Annotated in this window: 17 protein-coding genes; all 17 read right to left on the minus strand. The window is 37.2% G+C overall.

Features of this window, described 5'->3' with window-relative positions; all coding sequences use genetic code 11:
- Nucleotides 1-210 precede the first annotated feature (210 nt).
- On the minus strand, nucleotides 211-474 hold the full coding sequence (locus tag F8153_RS03895; RefSeq protein ID WP_151865055.1) for a YlmC/YmxH family sporulation protein: 264 nt from the start codon (nucleotides 472-474) through the stop codon (nucleotides 211-213).
- A 73-nt stretch (nucleotides 475-547) separates the two neighbouring features.
- Nucleotides 548-1,804, minus strand: a complete 1,257-nt coding sequence (locus F8153_RS03900) for a M16 family metallopeptidase (protein WP_151865056.1) — start codon at nucleotides 1,802-1,804, stop codon at nucleotides 548-550.
- Nucleotides 1,805-1,888: 84 nt separating this feature from the next.
- Nucleotides 1,889-2,614 carry a polysaccharide deacetylase family protein gene (locus tag F8153_RS03905; protein WP_151865057.1) on the minus strand — a complete coding sequence of 242 codons (726 nt, stop codon included), beginning with the start codon at nucleotides 2,612-2,614 and terminating at the stop codon, nucleotides 1,889-1,891.
- A 112-nt stretch (nucleotides 2,615-2,726) separates the two neighbouring features.
- A complete protein-coding gene (locus F8153_RS03910) occupies nucleotides 2,727-4,844 on the minus strand; it encodes a polyribonucleotide nucleotidyltransferase (protein WP_151865058.1) in 2,118 nt (705 codons plus the stop codon).
- A gap of 176 nt (nucleotides 4,845-5,020) precedes the next feature.
- Nucleotides 5,021-5,287 (minus strand): 30S ribosomal protein S15, encoded by a 267-nt coding sequence (rpsO, locus tag F8153_RS03915; RefSeq protein WP_151865059.1) that lies wholly within the window; start codon nucleotides 5,285-5,287, stop codon nucleotides 5,021-5,023.
- Between the two features lie 80 nt (nucleotides 5,288-5,367).
- On the minus strand, nucleotides 5,368-6,306 hold the full coding sequence (locus F8153_RS03920; RefSeq protein WP_151865060.1) for a bifunctional riboflavin kinase/FAD synthetase: 939 nt from the start codon (nucleotides 6,304-6,306) through the stop codon (nucleotides 5,368-5,370).
- 12 nt (nucleotides 6,307-6,318) lie between these two features.
- Nucleotides 6,319-7,209 (minus strand): tRNA pseudouridine(55) synthase TruB, encoded by an 891-nt coding sequence (truB, locus tag F8153_RS03925; protein WP_151865061.1) that lies wholly within the window; start codon nucleotides 7,207-7,209, stop codon nucleotides 6,319-6,321.
- A 106-nt stretch (nucleotides 7,210-7,315) separates the two neighbouring features.
- Nucleotides 7,316-8,320 carry a DHH family phosphoesterase gene (locus tag F8153_RS03930; protein WP_151865062.1) on the minus strand — a complete coding sequence of 335 codons (1,005 nt, stop codon included), beginning with the start codon at nucleotides 8,318-8,320 and terminating at the stop codon, nucleotides 7,316-7,318.
- A gap of 68 nt (nucleotides 8,321-8,388) precedes the next feature.
- Entirely contained in the window at nucleotides 8,389-8,793 is a 405-nt protein-coding gene (gene rbfA / locus F8153_RS03935; protein WP_151865063.1) for a 30S ribosome-binding factor RbfA, read from the minus strand.
- 5 nt (nucleotides 8,794-8,798) lie between these two features.
- A complete protein-coding gene (gene infB / locus F8153_RS03940) occupies nucleotides 8,799-10,997 on the minus strand; it encodes a translation initiation factor IF-2 (protein ID WP_151865064.1) in 2,199 nt (732 codons plus the stop codon).
- Between the two features lie 12 nt (nucleotides 10,998-11,009).
- A complete protein-coding gene (locus tag F8153_RS03945) occupies nucleotides 11,010-11,327 on the minus strand; it encodes a L7Ae/L30e/S12e/Gadd45 family ribosomal protein (protein ID WP_151865065.1) in 318 nt (105 codons plus the stop codon).
- Nucleotides 11,320-11,589, minus strand: a complete 270-nt coding sequence (gene rnpM, locus F8153_RS03950) for an RNase P modulator RnpM (RefSeq protein WP_151865066.1) — start codon at nucleotides 11,587-11,589, stop codon at nucleotides 11,320-11,322. The genes F8153_RS03945 and rnpM overlap by 8 nt, the downstream gene beginning before the upstream one ends.
- A gap of 4 nt (nucleotides 11,590-11,593) precedes the next feature.
- Complete coding sequence (gene nusA / locus F8153_RS03955) at nucleotides 11,594-12,640, minus strand: transcription termination factor NusA (RefSeq protein WP_151865067.1); 1,047 nt, start codon at nucleotides 12,638-12,640, stop codon at nucleotides 11,594-11,596.
- A 15-nt stretch (nucleotides 12,641-12,655) separates the two neighbouring features.
- On the minus strand, nucleotides 12,656-13,120 hold the full coding sequence (gene rimP, locus F8153_RS03960; protein ID WP_151865068.1) for a ribosome maturation factor RimP: 465 nt from the start codon (nucleotides 13,118-13,120) through the stop codon (nucleotides 12,656-12,658).
- Nucleotides 13,121-13,291: 171 nt separating this feature from the next.
- The gene (locus tag F8153_RS03965) at nucleotides 13,292-17,638 is read right to left on the minus strand and encodes a PolC-type DNA polymerase III (RefSeq protein ID WP_243136889.1); all 4,347 of its coding nucleotides are present in this window, start codon (nucleotides 17,636-17,638) and stop codon (nucleotides 13,292-13,294) included.
- Nucleotides 17,639-17,653: 15 nt separating this feature from the next.
- Nucleotides 17,654-18,280 carry a glycosyltransferase family 2 protein gene (locus F8153_RS03970; protein WP_151865069.1) on the minus strand — a complete coding sequence of 209 codons (627 nt, stop codon included), beginning with the start codon at nucleotides 18,278-18,280 and terminating at the stop codon, nucleotides 17,654-17,656.
- 14 nt (nucleotides 18,281-18,294) lie between these two features.
- Nucleotides 18,295-19,341: a flavodoxin-dependent (E)-4-hydroxy-3-methylbut-2-enyl-diphosphate synthase gene (ispG, locus tag F8153_RS03975; protein WP_151865070.1), complete on the minus strand. Its 1,047-nt coding sequence runs from the start codon at nucleotides 19,339-19,341 to the stop codon at nucleotides 18,295-18,297.
- Nucleotides 19,342-19,356 lie beyond the last annotated feature (15 nt).

Here is a 19,356-nt window from a genome sequence, read left to right on the forward strand (position 1 = left end):
CTTCTTATTAAACTTCATAACCTTTATGTTTGAACAAAAGCATTTCATGAGTTAATTTTGTATGGTTAAAATGCTTTTGTTTTCCAGAGAACCCATGCGTTCTCTAGGACGCTTCCCTGTACTCTCCTTATTTTTATAAGGGGGTTACCCCCTTAAAATCCCCCATTTAATAGGAAAAAAGGCTATTAAATAAAAAAGCCCCGAAGGGCTTTATAATTGTATCTTTTTCTTTTCTTCATCTTCAACCTCTATGATAATCATATCATTACCGATTTTTTTAATAGACTCCCATGGAATTTCCATTAGGGTTCCACTGGATAAAAAGCTAAAGAAACTCTTTTCATCGGGAATTAATAAAGCAATAATTCTACCGGTTTTCTCATCAATTAGCATATCGGAGTCCCCTATTACACCCAATCGACTACCATCGCAAAGATTAACGATCTCTTTTCCACCTATCATACTAAAGCGCATAAAAAACCCTCCATTCTTTTGTTTTTATATTTATATTATGGAGGGTATTAAAACATGTATGAACTTTTATATGTTATTTGAATATATTACTGATGATTTCGTTTTGATCTTGCTTACTGAGGGTAGCAACAGCCAATTGGTCTAAGTTAATGACCTCATCTATAACATTACGAATTTCTTCCATATTAATTTTATCAATTTTATCAATTACTTCCTTAGGGCTAAAAATTCTACCTAAAAGTAATTCAGATTTCCCTATGGATGTCATTCTACTACTGGTGCTTTCTAATCCCAATATATAATTACCCTTTAGCTGCTCCTTAGCTTTAACCAATTCTTCTTTGGTTAAGCTATTTTGTTTTAAATCCATAAGCTCTTGTTTAATTAGATGGGCAACCTCTTCTATTTGTTGAGGATTCATTCCTCCGTAAATCGTTAACAGTCCTCCCTCTTTATAAATGGAGGGATAAGAATAGATAGAGTATACTAATCCTTTTTCCTCTCTAATGGATTGAAACAATCTAGAGCTCATACTTCCACCTAAGATATTATTAACCACCAGTAAAGGATAAAGGTTTTTAGCGTCTAAGGCCACCCCTTTAAAGGCCATACAAAGATGGGCTTGCTCTACATCTTTAACTCGGTGTACCTTTTCATAGTTGTATTCTATCTCATTATTTATATGGTTTATTTTACCAGATGAGCTCCAACTACTAAAGTTTTTTTCGATAGTTTGCAATAAAGTTTCTTCATGAAAGTTACCAGCTACTGAAATAACAGCATTTTCTGGAATGTAAAAATCCTTCAGATAGTTTCTTAGTGTACGATCATCAATATTTGCCAATGTTTCTTTAGTTCCTAATATAGGCATTCCTATATGATTGTCTTTAAATATTGTCTGTGTTAATAAATCATGTACCAGATCCTCAGGTGAATCCTCATACATGTTGATTTCTTCTAGTATAACACTTCTTTCCTTATCCATTTCAACTGTATCAAGCTTTGAGTTGAAAATCATGTCTGCTAAAAGGTCGATTGCCAATATAAAGTGAGAATCCAATACCTTTATATAGTAGCAGGTACATTCCTTACCAGTAAAGGCATTGATTTGTCCCCCTACACCATCGACGATATCAGCTATATCCTTGGCTGTTTTAGTTTCTGTACCTTTAAAAAGCATATGCTCAATGAAATGAGATATGCCGTTATTATTTATATTTTCGTTGTTTGATCCAGCTGCAAACCAGACTCCTATGGAAATTGATTTGACAAATGGTATATGCTCTGTAACTACCCGTAATCCATTATCTAGTGTATATTTCTTATACATTTTATCCTCCTAAACCGATTCTTCTGCATTAAGACTTACCCTATCAATTATAATGGACTTTATTAATATATGCAACAATTAGAATTAATTCAAAACATCCGATACTCTTCCGACGGTTAGGTTCTTCTCTAATAATGCATCAATAAGTTCTGGCAATGCTTTAGCAGTTTCATCCATAGGGTGCATTAAAACGATTGACCCGCCTAGGCTTTCTTTTTCAATAACCCTCTTTACAATTAAATCCTTTGTACTACCTGATCGCCAATCGATGGTGTCGATTGTCCATAAAATGGTTTTATAGCCAAGCTTATCTGCTGCTAATAGGGTATTTTCATTATAGGATCCTGAAGGTGGTGCGAAAAGTATGGGCTTTTCCTTTGTATATTTCATGATTAAATCCTCAGCCAGCTGTATTTGTTCCTCATTTTGCTTTTGGGTTAAGGTTCCATAGTTTAAATGTTTATATCCATGGCTGCCAATTTCATGACCCTCATTTACTATTGTCATGAATAGCTCTGGAAATTCTTTTACCCATCTCCCAGTAACAAAGAAGGTAATTTTTATATTCTTCTCCCTAAGAACCGTTAGCATTTCTGGTAGAACCTCATTGCCCCAATCAACATTACAGGCAAAGGCAATATAGTTTTGATTATTTCCCTTTTCAATGGGCTTTTCAAGTCTTTCATATGAACTTACTGAGGAATCTCTACTGCTTCTGCTATAAATTACAACTCCTGATATAATCAGCAGCAAAATCAGTATAATGGCTACAACGACTACAATTGTTCTCTTATTTATTAGTATAATCATTATCTTCCCCCCTTTTATAAATTTTATCAGGTTGATATAATATTATTCCAAAATCAGCTACTTATTCTAAATGGGATAAATTTTTAAATAAAAAAACATAAACCATATGGGTTTATGCTTTCTCATTATTATTGGGTTTTTCTTCTTTTTGAGGCTTTGGTAGTAAGGCCTTTCTTGATAGACTAATTTTTCCTTGAGGGTCGATTTCAATTACCTTTACCTCAACCATTTGTCCTACTTCAAAGACATCTTCTACCTTATTCACTCTTTCATGGGCTATGTTAGATACATGCACCAAGCCTTCCTTACCAGGTAGAAATTCTACAAAGGCTCCAAAATTCATGATCTTCACGATTTTCCCCATATAAACTTCGCCAACTAAAGGTTCCTTAACGATGTTTTCGATTATTGCAAGGGCTCTATTTCCAGAGTCTTGATCCGGAGCAGCAATATAAATTGTTCCATCGTTTTCTATGTCAATCTTTACTCCGGTGTCTTCAATAATTTTGTTAATGATCTTACCACCTGTACCAATAACATCCCTTATTTTATCAGGATTAATCTTCATTTGAATGATTTTTGGTGCATAGGGTGATAATTCTTTCCTTGGCTCTGTGATGGCTTCTCTCATTTTCCCAAGGATATGAAGTCTACCTACCCTTGCTTGCTCTAAGGCCCTTTGTAAGATAGGTCTATCAATTCCGGCTATTTTAATATCCATTTGAATAGCAGTAATTCCTTCGTCAGTCCCGGCAACCTTAAAGTCCATGTCTCCTAAGAAATCCTCCATACCTTGGATATCTGATAGAACAGCTACTTGGTTCTCATCTTTAACAAGACCCATTGCAATACCTGCCACCATTTTCTTAATGGGAACTCCTGCATCCATTAGGGCAAGGGTACTACCGCATACGCTGGCTTGGGAGGTTGAGCCATTAGAACTTACCACCTCTGAAACCAAACGAATTGCATAGGGGAACTCTTCCTTACTAGGAATCATTGGCTCTAAAGCCCTCTCTGCCAATGCTCCATGACCAATTTCTCTTCTGCCTGGACCCCTTAAAAATCTAGTTTCACCAACACTATAGGGTGGGAAGTTATAATGATGCATATAACGTTTTTCTTCCTCTTCACCTAAACCATCTAAAATTTGCACATCACCAAGAGCTCCAAGGGTAGCTATTGTCAATACTTGAGTTTGCCCCCTAGTGAATAAACCAGTACCATGGGTTCGGGGAAGGATTCCTACCTCACTCCAAATAGGTCTTATTTCATCTAATTTCCGGTCATCAGGTCTAATTCCTTCATGAACAATCATTCTTCTAATTTGCTCTTTTACAATCTTAGAAAGAATATCACTAACTTCCTTTAATCGATCCTCATATTTTTCTGAGAAATATGCTAAGGTTTCCTCCTTAACACTATCGATATTTTCAATTCTCTCTTGCTTTTCGAAGGTTTTTATTGCATTAACCAGCTTTTCAGTAGCATAGGCCTTAACCTCAGCTTCTAATTCTTCATCCTTTTCTACTACTGAAACCTCTTCTTTAGGTTGTCCAACTTCGGCTACGATATCTTCAATAAAGGCTACAATCTTTCTAATTTCATCATGACCAAACATGATGGCATTTAAAACTTCCTCTTCTGTAAGCTCATTAGCTCCAGCTTCTATCATCATGATAGCTTCTTTGGTTCCAGAGACAACAAGGTTTAGAGTGCTCTTTTCCCTTTCCCCACTGGTGGGATTTACAACAAATTCACCATTAATCATTCCAACATTAACGGAACCTGTTGGCCCTTGAAAGGGAATATGGGAAATGGATAAAGCTATTGAGGAGCCAATCATAGCTGCTATATCTGAAGGGCAATCTTGATCAACTGATAATACTGTAGCAATTACCTGAACATCATTTCTATAGTTCTTTGGAAATAATGGTCTAATAGGACGGTCTATTAATCTAGAGGTTAGGACTGCCTTTTCTGAGGGTCTACCTTCCCTTTTAATAAAGCCTCCTGGTATCTTCCCTACAGCATAAGATCTTTCCTCGTAATCACAGCTTAAAGGAAAAAAATCTATCCCTTCCCTTGGAGCCTTAGAAGCACATGCTGTAACAAGAACAACAGTATCTCCATATCTAACTGTACAAGCTCCGTGGGCTAGCTCTGCCACCTTACCAATTTCCACACTAAAGGGTCTACCACCTATTTCTGTTTTAAATGTTTTCACCATAATTTTTCCTCCTTTCATTATTAAATTATATTTCAAGGAAACCTACCTTTGTTTTTGGTTAGATTCCCTAGTTGTTAGTATTTCCTTTTAAAAGCTTATCATTCCTAGTAGCTCTATGTATAGAAACATTTACCATTTTTGTGATTAAATAATAGAGCGGGATAACCCGCTCTTAATTATTTTCTTAAACCTAATTTTTCGATAATAGCTCTGTAACGCTCTATGTTTTTATCCTTTACATAGTTAAGAAGATTTCTTCTTTGACCAACCATTTTTAAAAGACCTCTTCTTGAGTGATGATCTTTTTTATGGAGTTTAAGATGCTCATTTAGATGATTAATTCTCTCTGTTAATAGTGCAATTTGCACTTCTGGAGATCCAGTATCGTTTTCATGAACCTTATGAGTATTGATAATATTACCCTTAACTTCCTTATTCATTATTTCACCTCCTCTAATGATATCCCCATACTCTAAGTAACCGTCGGTGATTCAAATTACCGAGAGTAGGTTCTTGACCTTAATTATTTTAACATAATTTGCTTGCCTTGTAAATAATTTTTCGAGTTTTCAACATCCTGCATCATTTGGGTTGTTAACTCCTCTACATTTGAAAACTTTATATTTTCCCTTAATCTATTAACAAACTGAATTTCGATAAACTCATCATACAAGCTTCCTTTAAAGTCTATAATGAAGGTTTCTATGGTTCTATCGGTACCATCAAAGGTAGGGTTGGTTCCCACACATGTAGCACCCTTATAATATTGACTCTTAATTTTTACAAAGGTGGCATAAACTCCATCCTTCGGGATTACCCAGTTAGCCTGAATTTGAATGTTTGCAGTAGGATAACCCAAAAATTTACCTCTGCCCATTCCGTGAATTACCTTGCCATATATAGAGTAATATCTTCCAAGCAAAAGATTTGATAGGTTGATTTCACCCTCTTCAATAGCATTTCTGATTCTTGTACTGCTTATTTTATCGCTATACATCAGCACTGGGGGTATTTCAAATACCACAAAATTGTACTTCTTACCCAAGGTCTTTAATAGCTTTACATCTCCTTTGGCTTTGAAGCCAAAACGATAGTCGAAACCTACAACAACAAATTTAGAATTCAAACCTTTAACCAAGATATCCTCAATAAAGGCTTCAGGAGACTTACTCATAATGTCTTTATTAAACTCATCGAAGACAACAGTGTCTATTTTAAAGTTTTGAAAAAGCATAATTTTCATGTCGTGATTGGTTATTTCCTGTGGTCCTTCTCCTGTTATATACTCCTGAGGGTGATTTCTAAAGGTATATACACAAGAATCAATATTATATTGTTTGGATTTTTCCACCAAAGTATGAATCAATTGTTGATGTCCTAAATGAACTCCATCAAAATTACCGAGAGCCACTCCTCTAAATTTACTAGAGTCTAGTGTATTTAGTTCTTCATGTACCTTCATAATTTCTCCCCTTTAAACAAATAGCCTATTAAATTTGATAAACCCATCTCTATCATTTATTTGATGAACTGTAGCTATGCCAATAAAGACATCCTCTATATAGGCCCTAACAGTTTGATTGTTTTCTAATTTTATATTTGCTGAAGTATCCTCTAGTCTAATTTTATTTCCATTTAAAGCTGCTTTCTTTTGGAAAGAATCAATTAAAACCTTGGGAAGATCAACTAAGGGAAAATCAACAGGATAAAGCTGGATATCGTCCTTTTCCAACTCCATTAAATCTTCAATTGTGATTGCGGTATTGATATCAAAATTACCTGTAGCGGTTCTTAACAAAAAGGACATGGTGCCGCCACAGCCCAACGCTTCACCGATATCATTACATAAGGTTCTTATATAGGTCCCTTTGGAACAGGTGACATCCATCATAATCTTATTTTTATTGATACGCAAAATTTCTAGTTGATGTATAGTGATTTTTCTAGAAGCTCGTTCTACCTCTTTACCCTCCCTGGCTATTTCATAAAGTTTCTTACCGCCAATTTTTAAAGCAGAATACATTGGAGGTACTTGCTGAAGTTCTCCTTGGAAGGTGGAAATTACTTTTATGATTTGATCTTCTGAAGCATTTAATTCTCTTTCATCAATTATATCTCCATAGATATCCTGAGTGTCTGTGGTTATACCCAAGGTTAGCTCTGCCCGATATTTTTTATTGCTGTCCAAAAGAAACTGAGATATTTTTGTGGCTTGTCCAACACAAATGGGTAAAACCCCTGCTGCATTGGGATCAAGGGTTCCTGTATGTCCCACCTTTTTGATACCCAGCTTCCGCCTAACCACCGAAACCATATCATGGGAGGTCATTCCTGGAGGCTTTAGCATATTTAATATACCATTCATTATATCAAATCCTTTAAAAGAATAGAAAGCTATAAAGTAATGTTAAATGTTAAATGTTGAATGTTGAATTCCGGAAGAAATTTGATTAATCAAGTTTCATGACCCATTACCTATTCCTGATTCCTATTGCACAATGAGAACCGTCCCCGTTGTGCATGAAGGCTTTCCTTACTTCTTCAACAACTCTTTCACGCACTTCTTCTATGGTACCTTTTAATGTGGCTCCTGAGGCTTTTTTATGGCCTCCTCCACCAAATGCCTTGGCTATTTCATTAACATCAATATTGGTTTTAGACCGAAGGCTGATTTTTATTAGGTTTTTATCTACTTCCTTGAGGGTTACTGCGACCTCTACTCCCTTTATATCTCTACCATAATTAATTATACTATCGGTTTCATCAGGGTCAAGACTATATTTGTTAAGCATTTGCAAGGATATTGTTGCCAATGCCAGCTTACCATCTATTAGAATCTCTAAACTTTTTAGGAATTCTCCTAAAAATTTCACTCCCTTATAGGAATTGTTCTGAAAAAGATGGATAGTGATATCCTCTATATCAACTCCTAATTCCAAAAGCTTTGCCACTACTCTATGGGTTTCAGGAGAAGTGTTGTCGTATTTAAAGCTTCCGGTGTCGGTTACAATCCCAACATATAGACAGGTGGCTACTTCTGGCGTTATGGGCAGCTGCAGAATCTCATCTATTAGGTGGTATACCATTTGACTTGTTGATGAAGCTTTTACATCTATAATGTTTATATCCCCATAATGATTATTACTAACATGATGGTCGATATTCACTAAATTCTTGGTTCTGTCAGCCAACGACCGGCTGCTACCAAGACGATCTATGTCCCCACAATCCAACACAAAGGTTATGTCAAATTCTTCGAGCTCCTCTTCCTTGAACATTATAAAGCGATGTACCTCTGGCAAAAATTCATATTTTGCTGGAAGTACATCATTTATATATAATGTTACATTAGAATTAATTGTACTTAAGGTAACAGCCAAAGCTAAAGCAGAACCAAGACTGTCTCCGTCTGGATTAATATGGGATATAACGGCAATGTTTTTAGCACTAAAAACCATGTCTTTAAGATTGTTCATATTAGAGTTATCCTTTCATTCCTAAAGGAAAAATATAACATTTGTTAAAATACTAAAATGTTCACGGATTAATCTTCAATTTTAAATTCTTCCTCTTCAGAATCCCTATTTATAGTCTCCTGCTTATTGACACGATCTATTACCTTTTGTATCTCAAAGCCCTTTTCAATAGATTGATCTAATTTAAAGATTACTTCAGGAGTATATCTGGCAGATATTTTTTTGCCAATCTCTCGTCTTACGAATCCACTACTGTTCTTTAAGGCTTCAAGGGTTGTTTCCTTCTCTTCTTCACTACCTAATACACTAATATAAACCATAGCATACCTTAAGTCCCTTGTTACCTCCACCACGGTTACACTGGTCATGGGGGCAATTCTAGGGTCTCTAAGCTCGTTTCTAATTATATGACTTATCAGTTTTTTGATTTCCTCTGAAAGTCTGCTAACCCTCGGATACGCCAAAGTCCTCATCCTTCCTATGATCTTTCTATTTCCTGCATTTTATATGCTTCTATAATGTCTCCATCCTTTACATCATTGTAATGATCTATACCAATACCGCACTCATATCCGGTAGCTACTTCCTTTACATCATCCTTAAATCTTCTTAAGGAGCTAATGGTACCTTCGTGAATTACGATACCATCACGAACTAGCCGAATACTTGCGCTTCTGATGATCTTACCTTCAATTACATAGCAGCCTGCAACAACCCCAGCACCTGGAACCTTAAAGGTGGCACGCACTTGGGCTTTTCCTAGCTCCACCTCTTTAAATTCAGGGTCAAGCATACCCTTCATTGCGGCTTCAATATCTTCTATGGCATTATAGATAATTCTATAGGTTCTTAAATCTACAGCTTCCTGTTCAGCTAAGGAGGTAGCTCCAGAGGTTGGCCTCACGTTAAAGCCGATAATAATGGCGTTAGATGCAGATGCCAGCATAACATCGGTTTCAGTAATGGCTCCTACACCCCCATGAATAGGTCTAATCATTACCTTATCATTAGAAAGCTTATTTAAGGATTGCTTAACAGCTTCTACTGAACCCTGTACATCAGCCTTTACAATGATATTTAACTCCTTAATTTCACCCTGTTGCATTTGACTATATAATGCATCAAGGGAGATCTTCTGACTGGCCTTAAGCTGCTGCTCTTTGATTTTATCAATACGCTTTTCAGCAATTGTTCTAGCAAGCTTATCATCAGCTACCACCACCATCTGGTCACCGGCAGCTGGAACGTCGTTTAATCCAGTAATCTCAACAGCTGTCGAAGGAGGTGCAATCTTAACTCGTTTTCCTTTATCGTTAACCATAGCCCTAACTCTACCATAGGTATTACCAATAACAACAGAATCTCCCACCTTTAGAGTACCCTTTTGTACAAGGATGGTTGCAACGGAGCCCCTACCTTTATCCAGCTGGGCCTCTATTACTACACCAATTGCATCTCTATTTGGATTGGCCTTAAGCTCCTCCACTTCTGCTACCAGTAGAATCATTTCCAATAGTTCATCAATATTGATGCCTTGAAGGGCTGAAACTGCTACAGAGATGATATCTCCACCCCATTCTTCAATTAATACTCCATGCTCTGATAATTCCTGCTTTACTCTGTCGGGGTTGGCCCCTGGTTTATCGATTTTATTAATTGCTACAATAATAGGTACACCTGCAGCCTTAGCATGGTTAATAGCTTCTACAGTTTGAGGCATAACACCATCATCTGCTGCAACAACCAATATGGCAATGTCCGTTGCCTTTGCACCCCTAGCCCTCATAGCAGTAAAGGCCTCATGACCAGGAGTATCTAAAAATACGATCTTCTTACCATTTATATGAACCTCAGAAGCACCAATGTGCTGGGTGATTCCTCCAGCCTCCCGCTCGGTTACCTTGGTCTCTCTTATGGCATCCAACAGTGATGTTTTTCCATGATCAACGTGCCCCATAACCGTTACAACTGGTGGTCTTGGTTTTAAATCACTCTCTTTATCCTCTGGGATTACGATATCTTTAACCTCATCGGTTGCTTCCTTTTCTTGAGCTTTTACAACCTCAAAGTCAAAGTCCGCTGCAATCTTTTCAGCCGTCTCAAAATCAATTTCCTGATTCATGGCCGCCATTACTCCGGATTGAATCAGCTTTGTAATAACTTCATTTACAGGTCTTTTTATGAGCTCAGCGAAATCCTTAACTATGATTTTTTCATTTATTTCAATTAACTTTTTGTCGTTATTTTCCATGGTTTTCTGTTCTTCCTTTACTGTTTCGCGACTTAGCTGCTTATTGTTTTTGTTACTATTACTATTATTCTTATGATTTTTATGATTCTTATTCTTCTTTTTACCCTCATGAGGATTTGGATTGTTAGCATTAACTACCTTAGTTTCTGCTTTATTTACTTTAGTTTCTACCTTAGCTTCTACCTTGGTTTCTACCTTATTGCCTTTAGTTTCTACCTTCTTTTCAACAGTTTGCTTTTCTTTTTTACTATTAGCCTTCTCTTTTTTATCCTCAGACAATAAGTCAATGACTAAATTAGCTTCTTCGTCCTCTAATGTACTCATGTGATTACTTACTTCAACTGATAAATCCTTTAATTTCTCGATGAGATCTTTACTGCTTATGCCAAGTTCCTTCGCTAGTTGATAAACTCTAAACTTTGACAAGCTAATCACCCCCTATAAGCCTTTACCTTCTTCATCAATAAGCTCCATAAGCTTATTTGCAAAACCTTTATCCTTTATAGCTACTACTGCTCTACTGCCCTTACCTATAGCAGCTCCAAGTGTGTTCTTTGTACCAATGATTCTTAATGGTATTTTCCTATAGGTTGTTTTGTCATGAAAGGTCTTTTTCGAATTCACTGAAGCATCATCGGCCAGAAGAACTAAATTAACACGATTTTTTCTTATTTCTATTCTACAGGTATCTTCACCTGAAGCAATAACTCCTGCCTTCATTGCAAAGCCCAGAAGATTATATATTTTATCATTCACCCTTATCTAACTCCTGTATAAGTTTATTATAAACCTCATCGGAAATACTACATTCAAAGGCTCTATTTAATGCCTTTGTTTTTTTAGCCTTTTCAAAGCAGGGTATATTATAGCAGATATAGGCACCTCTTCCGTTGGCCTTACCTGTTAAGTCAACTTTAACTTCACCCTCCTGGTTTTTCACTACTCTAATAAGTTCCTTTTTAGGCTTCATCTCGTTGCAGCCTACACACTTTCTCAAAGGAATTTTTTTTGTTTTCATACAATCACTCCTGATTTTCCTTAGCCTGACTTTCACTCTTAATATCGATCTTCCAACCGGTAAGCTTTGCAGCTAAACGAGCATTTTGTCCTTCCTTACCGATGGCCAAGGATAATTGATAATCTGGAACAACAACCTTTGCTGTTTTTTCCTCTAAATTAATATCTGCCGTAACCACCTTTGCAGGGCTTAGTGCACTGGATATAAATTCAGCGGGGTCTTTACTATACTTTATGATATCAATTTTTTCACCCTTTAGCTCATCTACAATTGTCTGTACCCTTGCACCCTTAGGACCAACACAAGCACCCACTGGATCAACATTGGGATCCTTTGATTCAACAGCAATTTTGGTTCTAGAGCCGGCTTCCCTTGAAATACTCTTTATTTCCACAACCCCATCATGGATTTCTGGAACCTCTAATTCAAATAATCGTTTAATTAATCCAGGGTGGGTTCTAGATACAACAATTTGTGGTCCTTTTGTGGTTTTTTTCACTTCTACTATGTAGGTTTTGATTCTTTCTCCATGATTATATTCTTCATTGGGCATTTGCTCAGTTGGCCCAAGAATAGCTTCGGTTTTACCTAGATTAATATACACCATGCCCTTTGCAACCCTTGCGACATTCCCAGTTATAATATCAGATTCTCTATTTATAAATTCATTAAATACTACACCTCGTTCGGCTTCCCTAATTCTTTGAACAACCACCTGTTTAGCAGTTTGGGCAGCTATTCTTCCAAAATTTCTAGGGGTTACCTCCCGTTCGACTATATCTCCAACCTCATATTTAGGATTTATGGCTCTTGCATCCTCAAGGGAAATTTCAAGTAGGTCATCCTCAACTTCTTCTACAACGTTTTTTTGGGAGTAAACATGTACATCTCCCTTGTCTTTATCGATTTCTACCCGAACATTTTGAGATGTTCCAAAGTTCCTTTTGTAGCTAGAAATCAACGCTGCTTCTAGGGCTTCTATTAGTATATCCTTTGAGATACCCTTATCTTTTTGAATCTGCTGCAGCGCTTCAATAAACTCAATATTCATTTTTTTATGCCCTCCTTAAAATTTTATTGCTAATCTGGTTATTGCAATCTTATCCCTTGGTATCTGCAATGTATCGGAATGATTAATCTTTAACATGATATGATTATTCTCAAGACCCATTAATTGGCCTTCTAATAGTTTTTGCCCATTTATTGCTTCGAAAAGCTTAAGCTCCACCAGTTCACCCTTGAATTTTTGAAAATCCTTATCCTTTTTTAAGGGCCTATCTATCCCCGGGGATGAAACCTCTAAAAAGTAGTTTTCTGGAATTGGATCCCTTTCATCTAATTTTTCACTTAGGGCTTCACTAATTCCCTGGCAGTCATCTAAGGTAATGCCACCGGGCTTATCAACATAAACCCTAAGATAGCGATGGGGACCTTCTTTTTTGAATTCTATATCCACCAGTTCATAGTTCCCTGACTCAATAATGGGTGTAACCAGTTCTTCTGTGATTTTTTCGACTTTGTTTTGACCCATTTTATAACCTCCCTATATTAAGTTTTATATTGTTATTGTCAACATTTTAGCCCGAATTATTCCATATGGTTCCTGAATAGTTTTTATATGTCTAGTATAACAGGAAAGAGTGGGGAACTCCCACTCTTCCATAGTAACCTATTGGATTACCTAAAGTATATCATAAGGTTATTAGCCTTGCAAGCTAAAAAGGGTTAATTGGTTAGTTTTTGGTAAATCACTAATACATCCATGACTTACCAGTGCTTCAATAACGGTTTTGGTTACCTTTGTACGTTCTCTTAGATCCTCTAGGGAAATGAATTCTCCCTGTTTTCTGGCTTCTACTATATTCCTAGCTGCATTTTGTCCTACTCCCTGTAGGGATTTTAAAGGGGGTAGAAGCTTTCCATCTACAATTTGAAAGCGATCTGCATCTGATTGATAAATATCTACCGGTAGCAAGGATATACCCCTCAAATACATTTCCATGGCTACCTCTAAAACCGTTAAAAGATTTTTCTCCTTAGCCATTATTTTATTATCCTGTTCCTTTTCCTGATCATCTAGAGCCTTGATTTTATTGATAACCGCATCCTTTCCCTTCACAATCAGGTCTGCATCAAAGTCCTCTGCCTTGGTGGTAAAATAGGTGGCATAAAAGGCCTCAGGGTGGTATACCTTAAAATAGGCGATTCTAAAGGACATCATAACATAGGCAGATGCATGGGCCTTTGGGAACATATATTTTATTTTATTACAGGAATCTATATACCATTGGGGTACATTGTTTTCCTTCATCAGCTCTTCATCTTCTGGCTTTAACCCCTTACCCTTTCTAACGTTCTCCATAATCTTAAAGGATGCTTTTTTAGGGAGTCCCCTGTAGATTAAGTAGTTCATTATATCATCACGGGTTGAAATAACATCCTTAAGCTCTGCAATATTGCCCCTAACCAGCTCTTGGGCATTGTTCAACCAAACATCCGTCCCGTGGGACAATCCACTTATCCGCACCAATTCAGCAAAGGTTGTGGGTTTAGTATCCATCAGCATTTGTCTTACGAATTTCGTACCGAATTCAGGAATGCCTAAGGTTCCAACCTCAAGGCCCAACTCCTTAGCAGTGATCCCTAAGGCCTCAGTGCTGGTGAATATACTGACGGTTTTTTTGTCATCTAGAGGGATAAGCTGTGCATTTACTCCAGTTAAATCCTCCAGCATCTTAATGATGGTAGGTACATCGTGGCCCAGTATGTCAAGCTTAAGCAATCGACCACTTATGGAATGATAATCGAAATGGGTGGTAATCACTCCAGAACTAGAATCGTTGGCTGGATATTGTATTGGGGTAAACTCATGGATGTCTCTATCAGCTGGAACAATCATAACTCCACCTGGATGTTGACCTGAGGTTCGCTTAACCCCAGTACAGCCAAGGGTAAGTCTGTTTATTTCAGCTGAGGAAGCATGAATTTCCCTTTCATCTAGATATTTTTTGACAAATCCATAGGCTGTTTTATCAGCAATTGTACCAATTGTACCTGCACGATATACCTTACCCCTACCGAATAGCTCCTCGGTGTATTTATGGGCTTCACTTTGATACTCCCCGGCAAAGTTTAAGTCTATATCAGGCTCTTTATCCCCTTCAAAGCCTAAAAAAACCTCAAAGGGAATATCATGCCCTTCTTTAATCAGGGTGTTTTGGCATTGAGGACAGGTTTTATCCGGCAAATCTGCCCCTGCCCCATAGGAACCATCGGTGATAAACTCTGAATGTTTACAATAGGAGCAAATATAATGGGGTGGCAGAGGATTTACTTCTGTTATATCACTCATGGTGGCGGCAAAGGAGGATCCAACTGAACCCCTTGAACCAACCAAGTATCCATCGGATAAGGATTTCGTAACCAGTTTTTGTGCAATGATATACATTACAGCATAGCCATTGCTTATAATAGAGTTTAGTTCCCTATCCAATCTAGATTGTACTATCTCTGGTAGTGGATTTCCATAGATTCTTTCAGCTTTGCTATAGCATAGTCTTCTAAGCTCGTCATCGGAGCCTTCAATTACTGGTGGAAATGTGCCATCGGGAATTGGTATGAGTTCTTCAATCTCTTCACTGATTCTTAGGGTATTGGTAATGACCACCTCTTCAGCTTTTTCCCTACCTAGATAGGAGAACTCCTCCATCATTTCATTGGTGGTCTTCAAATAAAGGGGTGCTTGGTCATCTGAATCTGAAAAACCCTGACCTGCCATTAAGATTCTTCTAAATACTTCATCTCGCCTATCTAAAAAATGAACATCTCCTGTTGCTACAACAGGAATTCCCAGTTCCTCACCTATGGATACTATTCGTTTATTGATTCCTCTAATATCCTCAATACTTGCCAATATTCCTTTATCGATCATGAAATGATTATTAGCCACGGGCTGTATTTCTAAAAAATCATAATAGCTGGCGATCTCCTTTACGAAGTCAGCGGAGGGGTTGGCTACAGCTGCCTTAAAAAGCTCTCCAGCCTCACAGGCGGATCCTATAATCAGGCCTTCACGATACTTATTTAACAAACTCTTAGGGATTCTAGGCTTTTTATAGAAATAGTTTATATGGGATTCCGAAACCAATCTATATAGATTTTGTAATCCGGTATAATTTTTTACATGAATCAATACATGGTAGCTTTCAAGCTTAGTGAAGTCCAGTTGGGTACTTAGCTTCTGATTAATGTCCCCTAGGGTATTTATATTTCTTCCTTTAATCATAGCTACAAACTTTATAAAGATTTCTGCAGTAGCCTTAGCATCATCCACTGCCCTATGATGATTATCCAGCTTTATATCCAACTCCTTTGCAATGACATCTAGCTTATGTCTTTTTAGGTTTTTTAAGAGGACCCGTGCCAGCTTTAGAGTATCAATAACTGGATTTTTTAACTGTAGCCCCATTTTAGTGGCATTTTCTCTTATAAAGCCCACATCGAAGGATGCATTGTGGGCTACTATTGGTACCTCTCCTATAAACTCTAAAAATCTAGGTAAGACCGTTTCAATGGAGGGGGCATTCTTCACCATTTCATCCGTTATTCCCGTTAATTCTGTTATTTTTGCAGGAATAGGAATCCCTGGATTTATTAAAGAAGAAAACTCCTCAATTACCTTACCTTCAGAGATTTTTACTCCACCTATTTCAGTGATTCTGTCAATTTTGTTGGAGAGTCCTGTGGTTTCGATATCAAATACCACAAAGGTGTCATCAAGACGATAATCATCTGAACCTTCAACAAGCTTAGCCAGATCATTGACTAAATAACCCTCAAGTCCATAGATGATTTTAATTCCATGCTTTTTTCCTGCCTCCATTGCCTCAGGAAAGGCTTGGACAATACCATGATCGGTTATGGCAATTGCCTTATGGCCCCAGCTGGCAGCTCTTTTAATGAGGCTTGTGGTGTTGGATATACCATCCATAGCTGACATCTGTGTATGGAGGTGGAGCTCTACCCTCTTGTTCTCGCAGGTATCCTTTATTTCATCTTTTTGGAGCTTCATAATATCACTGGCCATGATGATGTACTCCCTTATAAACTTATCAAATACTACATCACCCCTCAGCCTAATCCAATTACCCACCTTTAACTCTTCTATGATATCATCAATTTGATTTTTTCTTTCAAATATTTTTACTGTAATGGAATTGGTATAGTCCGTCACCTGCAAAATAAATAAAGCCTTTCCGCTATTTAATTCCTTCCTTTCAAATGAGATGATTTCAACCTCCATGATTCCTTTAGCCAATTCTCCCTTGATTTCTGATAAAAGAGTTACCTCCCCTGTAAAGGTCTTTCCCATGATTGCACCTTTACTGGCTTTAGCCTCAGTTTTTTTCCATTGCTTTTTATCCCTATTATCCGTGGAGGAGGGAGCTGGAGAAGAGGAAGGTGCAGAAGCAGCAACCTTAATTAACTCATCAGCTATTAGGCTGCTTTCCTTCTCCTTTTCCTCCTTATACTCTTCCATACAAAAACTGTTCCTTGTATCTATATCAATTTTACAGATTATATTCAATTTAAAATTATTTAAAAAGTAACCTTCGATAATTCGATTGATTTGTCTTTCAGCTGCCTTTTGGTATAAGACATCCTCCGCTATTTTAATAGTGAGGTTTTTATCATTAATTTGGTAGCTTATTTTGTCATAAAAACCCTTAACTGCGGGAATAGCCTTATAAATGAAGTAAAGGATATTTTTCCAATTTTCTTCAATTAGGACTTCAAGAGATTCATGAACAGAAAGGTACTCAGGAACAAGGATTACTTCCTTCAGCTGTAGATGACCCTTAATTCCCGCTAGGACTTGGTCTACCTGCTGCCATGAAATAATGGAATCAATTTGAACCTGTAGTTCTAACTTTTTAGAGTTTTTATAAAATTTAACCTTATTCATTATATAATCATCAAGGCTCTCATCAACAGCATGTCCTAGGTATGAACAAAAGCTTCTAAGAGTCATTGGTAAGTCTGTCATCATAAGTCTACACCTCTTCTAATTAAACCAATACTTTAAGATATCCTTATACATCTTCATTCTCCACTTGGTACCTTCATAAAAGCCAAGCTTTTCCTCCTTGGTAACATGACTAATATTCTCTAGTAATACCCGTTGAACCTTTAGTTGTTTATCTTTAATCAGCCTTGACAAAGCCATTTCTAAGCTATAACCCTCTGTATCTAGCTGAAGAACATCCTGAATTAAGGAGGCCTTCATTGCCCTTTGTCCTGATAGATTTGGGGCAATTTTTTGAGCTAAATCAGTTATTAGTCTTCCACCTTTAAATATTCCTAAGGTCATATCCATATGATCATCTTCTAATGGCTCCAATAGGGCTGAAATATGTTGATGTCTTAAGCCAATTAAATCTGCATCCAGCATGATTATATATTCACCACTACAGTAGCTTAATCCTACTTTAATAGCTTCAGCCTTGCCTTTATTTTCTGGTAAATCAACCAGCTTTACCCGATAATTAGAAACTTCCTCAGCAGTATCATCTTGAGAACCATCATTGACTACAATCACTTCAATTATGAAAGGATGACCTTCAACAGCTTTAAGTACTGTTCCTATTCTATTTTCTTCGTTGTAGGCAGGTATAATAGCAGAAGCCCTCATTTTTTTCACCTCATCTACAATTCTTCAATTTCCTTAATTAACACTTCTAAAGCCTGATCCTCCGGGATTTTCTTTATGATTTGACCCTTCTTAAATAATAATACGGAATCCTTTCCGCCAGCTATACCAATATCGGCTTCTTTCGCTTCACCGGGACCATTAACAGCACAACCCATTATTGCCAGCTTAATAGGTTTTTTAATATTCCCTATTCTTTTCTCTGCTTCATTGGCTAACTTTATTAAATCCACCTGACATCTTCCACAGGTTGGGCAGGATATGATGGTTATTTCATTTTGAACAATCCCTAAGGATTTCAAGATCTGTCTGCCAACCTTAACCTCTTCTACAGGATCTCCAGTTAGGGAAACTCTAATGGTATCTCCTATACCCTTCAATAGAAGAGAGCCAATTCCTATGGCAGATTTTATCGTTCCACTCCAAATGGTTCCTGCCTCTGTTATACCAACATGCAATGGATAATTGGTTATTTCAGAAATGAGCTCATAGGCCTTTACTGTCATTACAACATCACTGGCCTTTAGAGAAATGACAATATCCTGGAAACCTAACTCTTCAAGGATTCTAACGTGTCCCATAGCACTTTCAACCATGGCTTCAGCCGTAGGGTGGTGGTATTTTTTAAGCAACTCCTTTTCTAGAGATCCAGCATTCACACCAATTCTGATTGGAATTTTCTTTTCTGAGGCTGCTTTAACAACCTCCCTAACCCTTTCCTTACTGCCTATATTACCAGGATTTAATCTTAATCCATCAACTCCTTGATGAATGGCTTCAAGGGCTATTCTATAATCAAAATGGATGTCAGCAACCAAAGGTATAGAGATTTTATCAATGATTTTATGAAGACTATAGGCTGACTCCATACTGGGTACAGCAACCCTAACAATATCACAGTTGGCTTCTTGAAGCCTTAAAATTTGGCTAATGGACTCTTCAATTTTAATGGGATCTGTTGTGGTCATGGATTGTACAGATATTGGATGCTGACCTCCAACATATAGGTTGCCGCATTTTACTGGCCTTGTTTCTTTTCTCATAGGATCACCCCAACC

Source organism: Alkaliphilus serpentinus, assembly GCF_009017255.1.
Lineage (GTDB): Bacteria > Bacillota > Clostridia > Peptostreptococcales > Natronincolaceae > Alkaliphilus_D > Alkaliphilus_D serpentinus.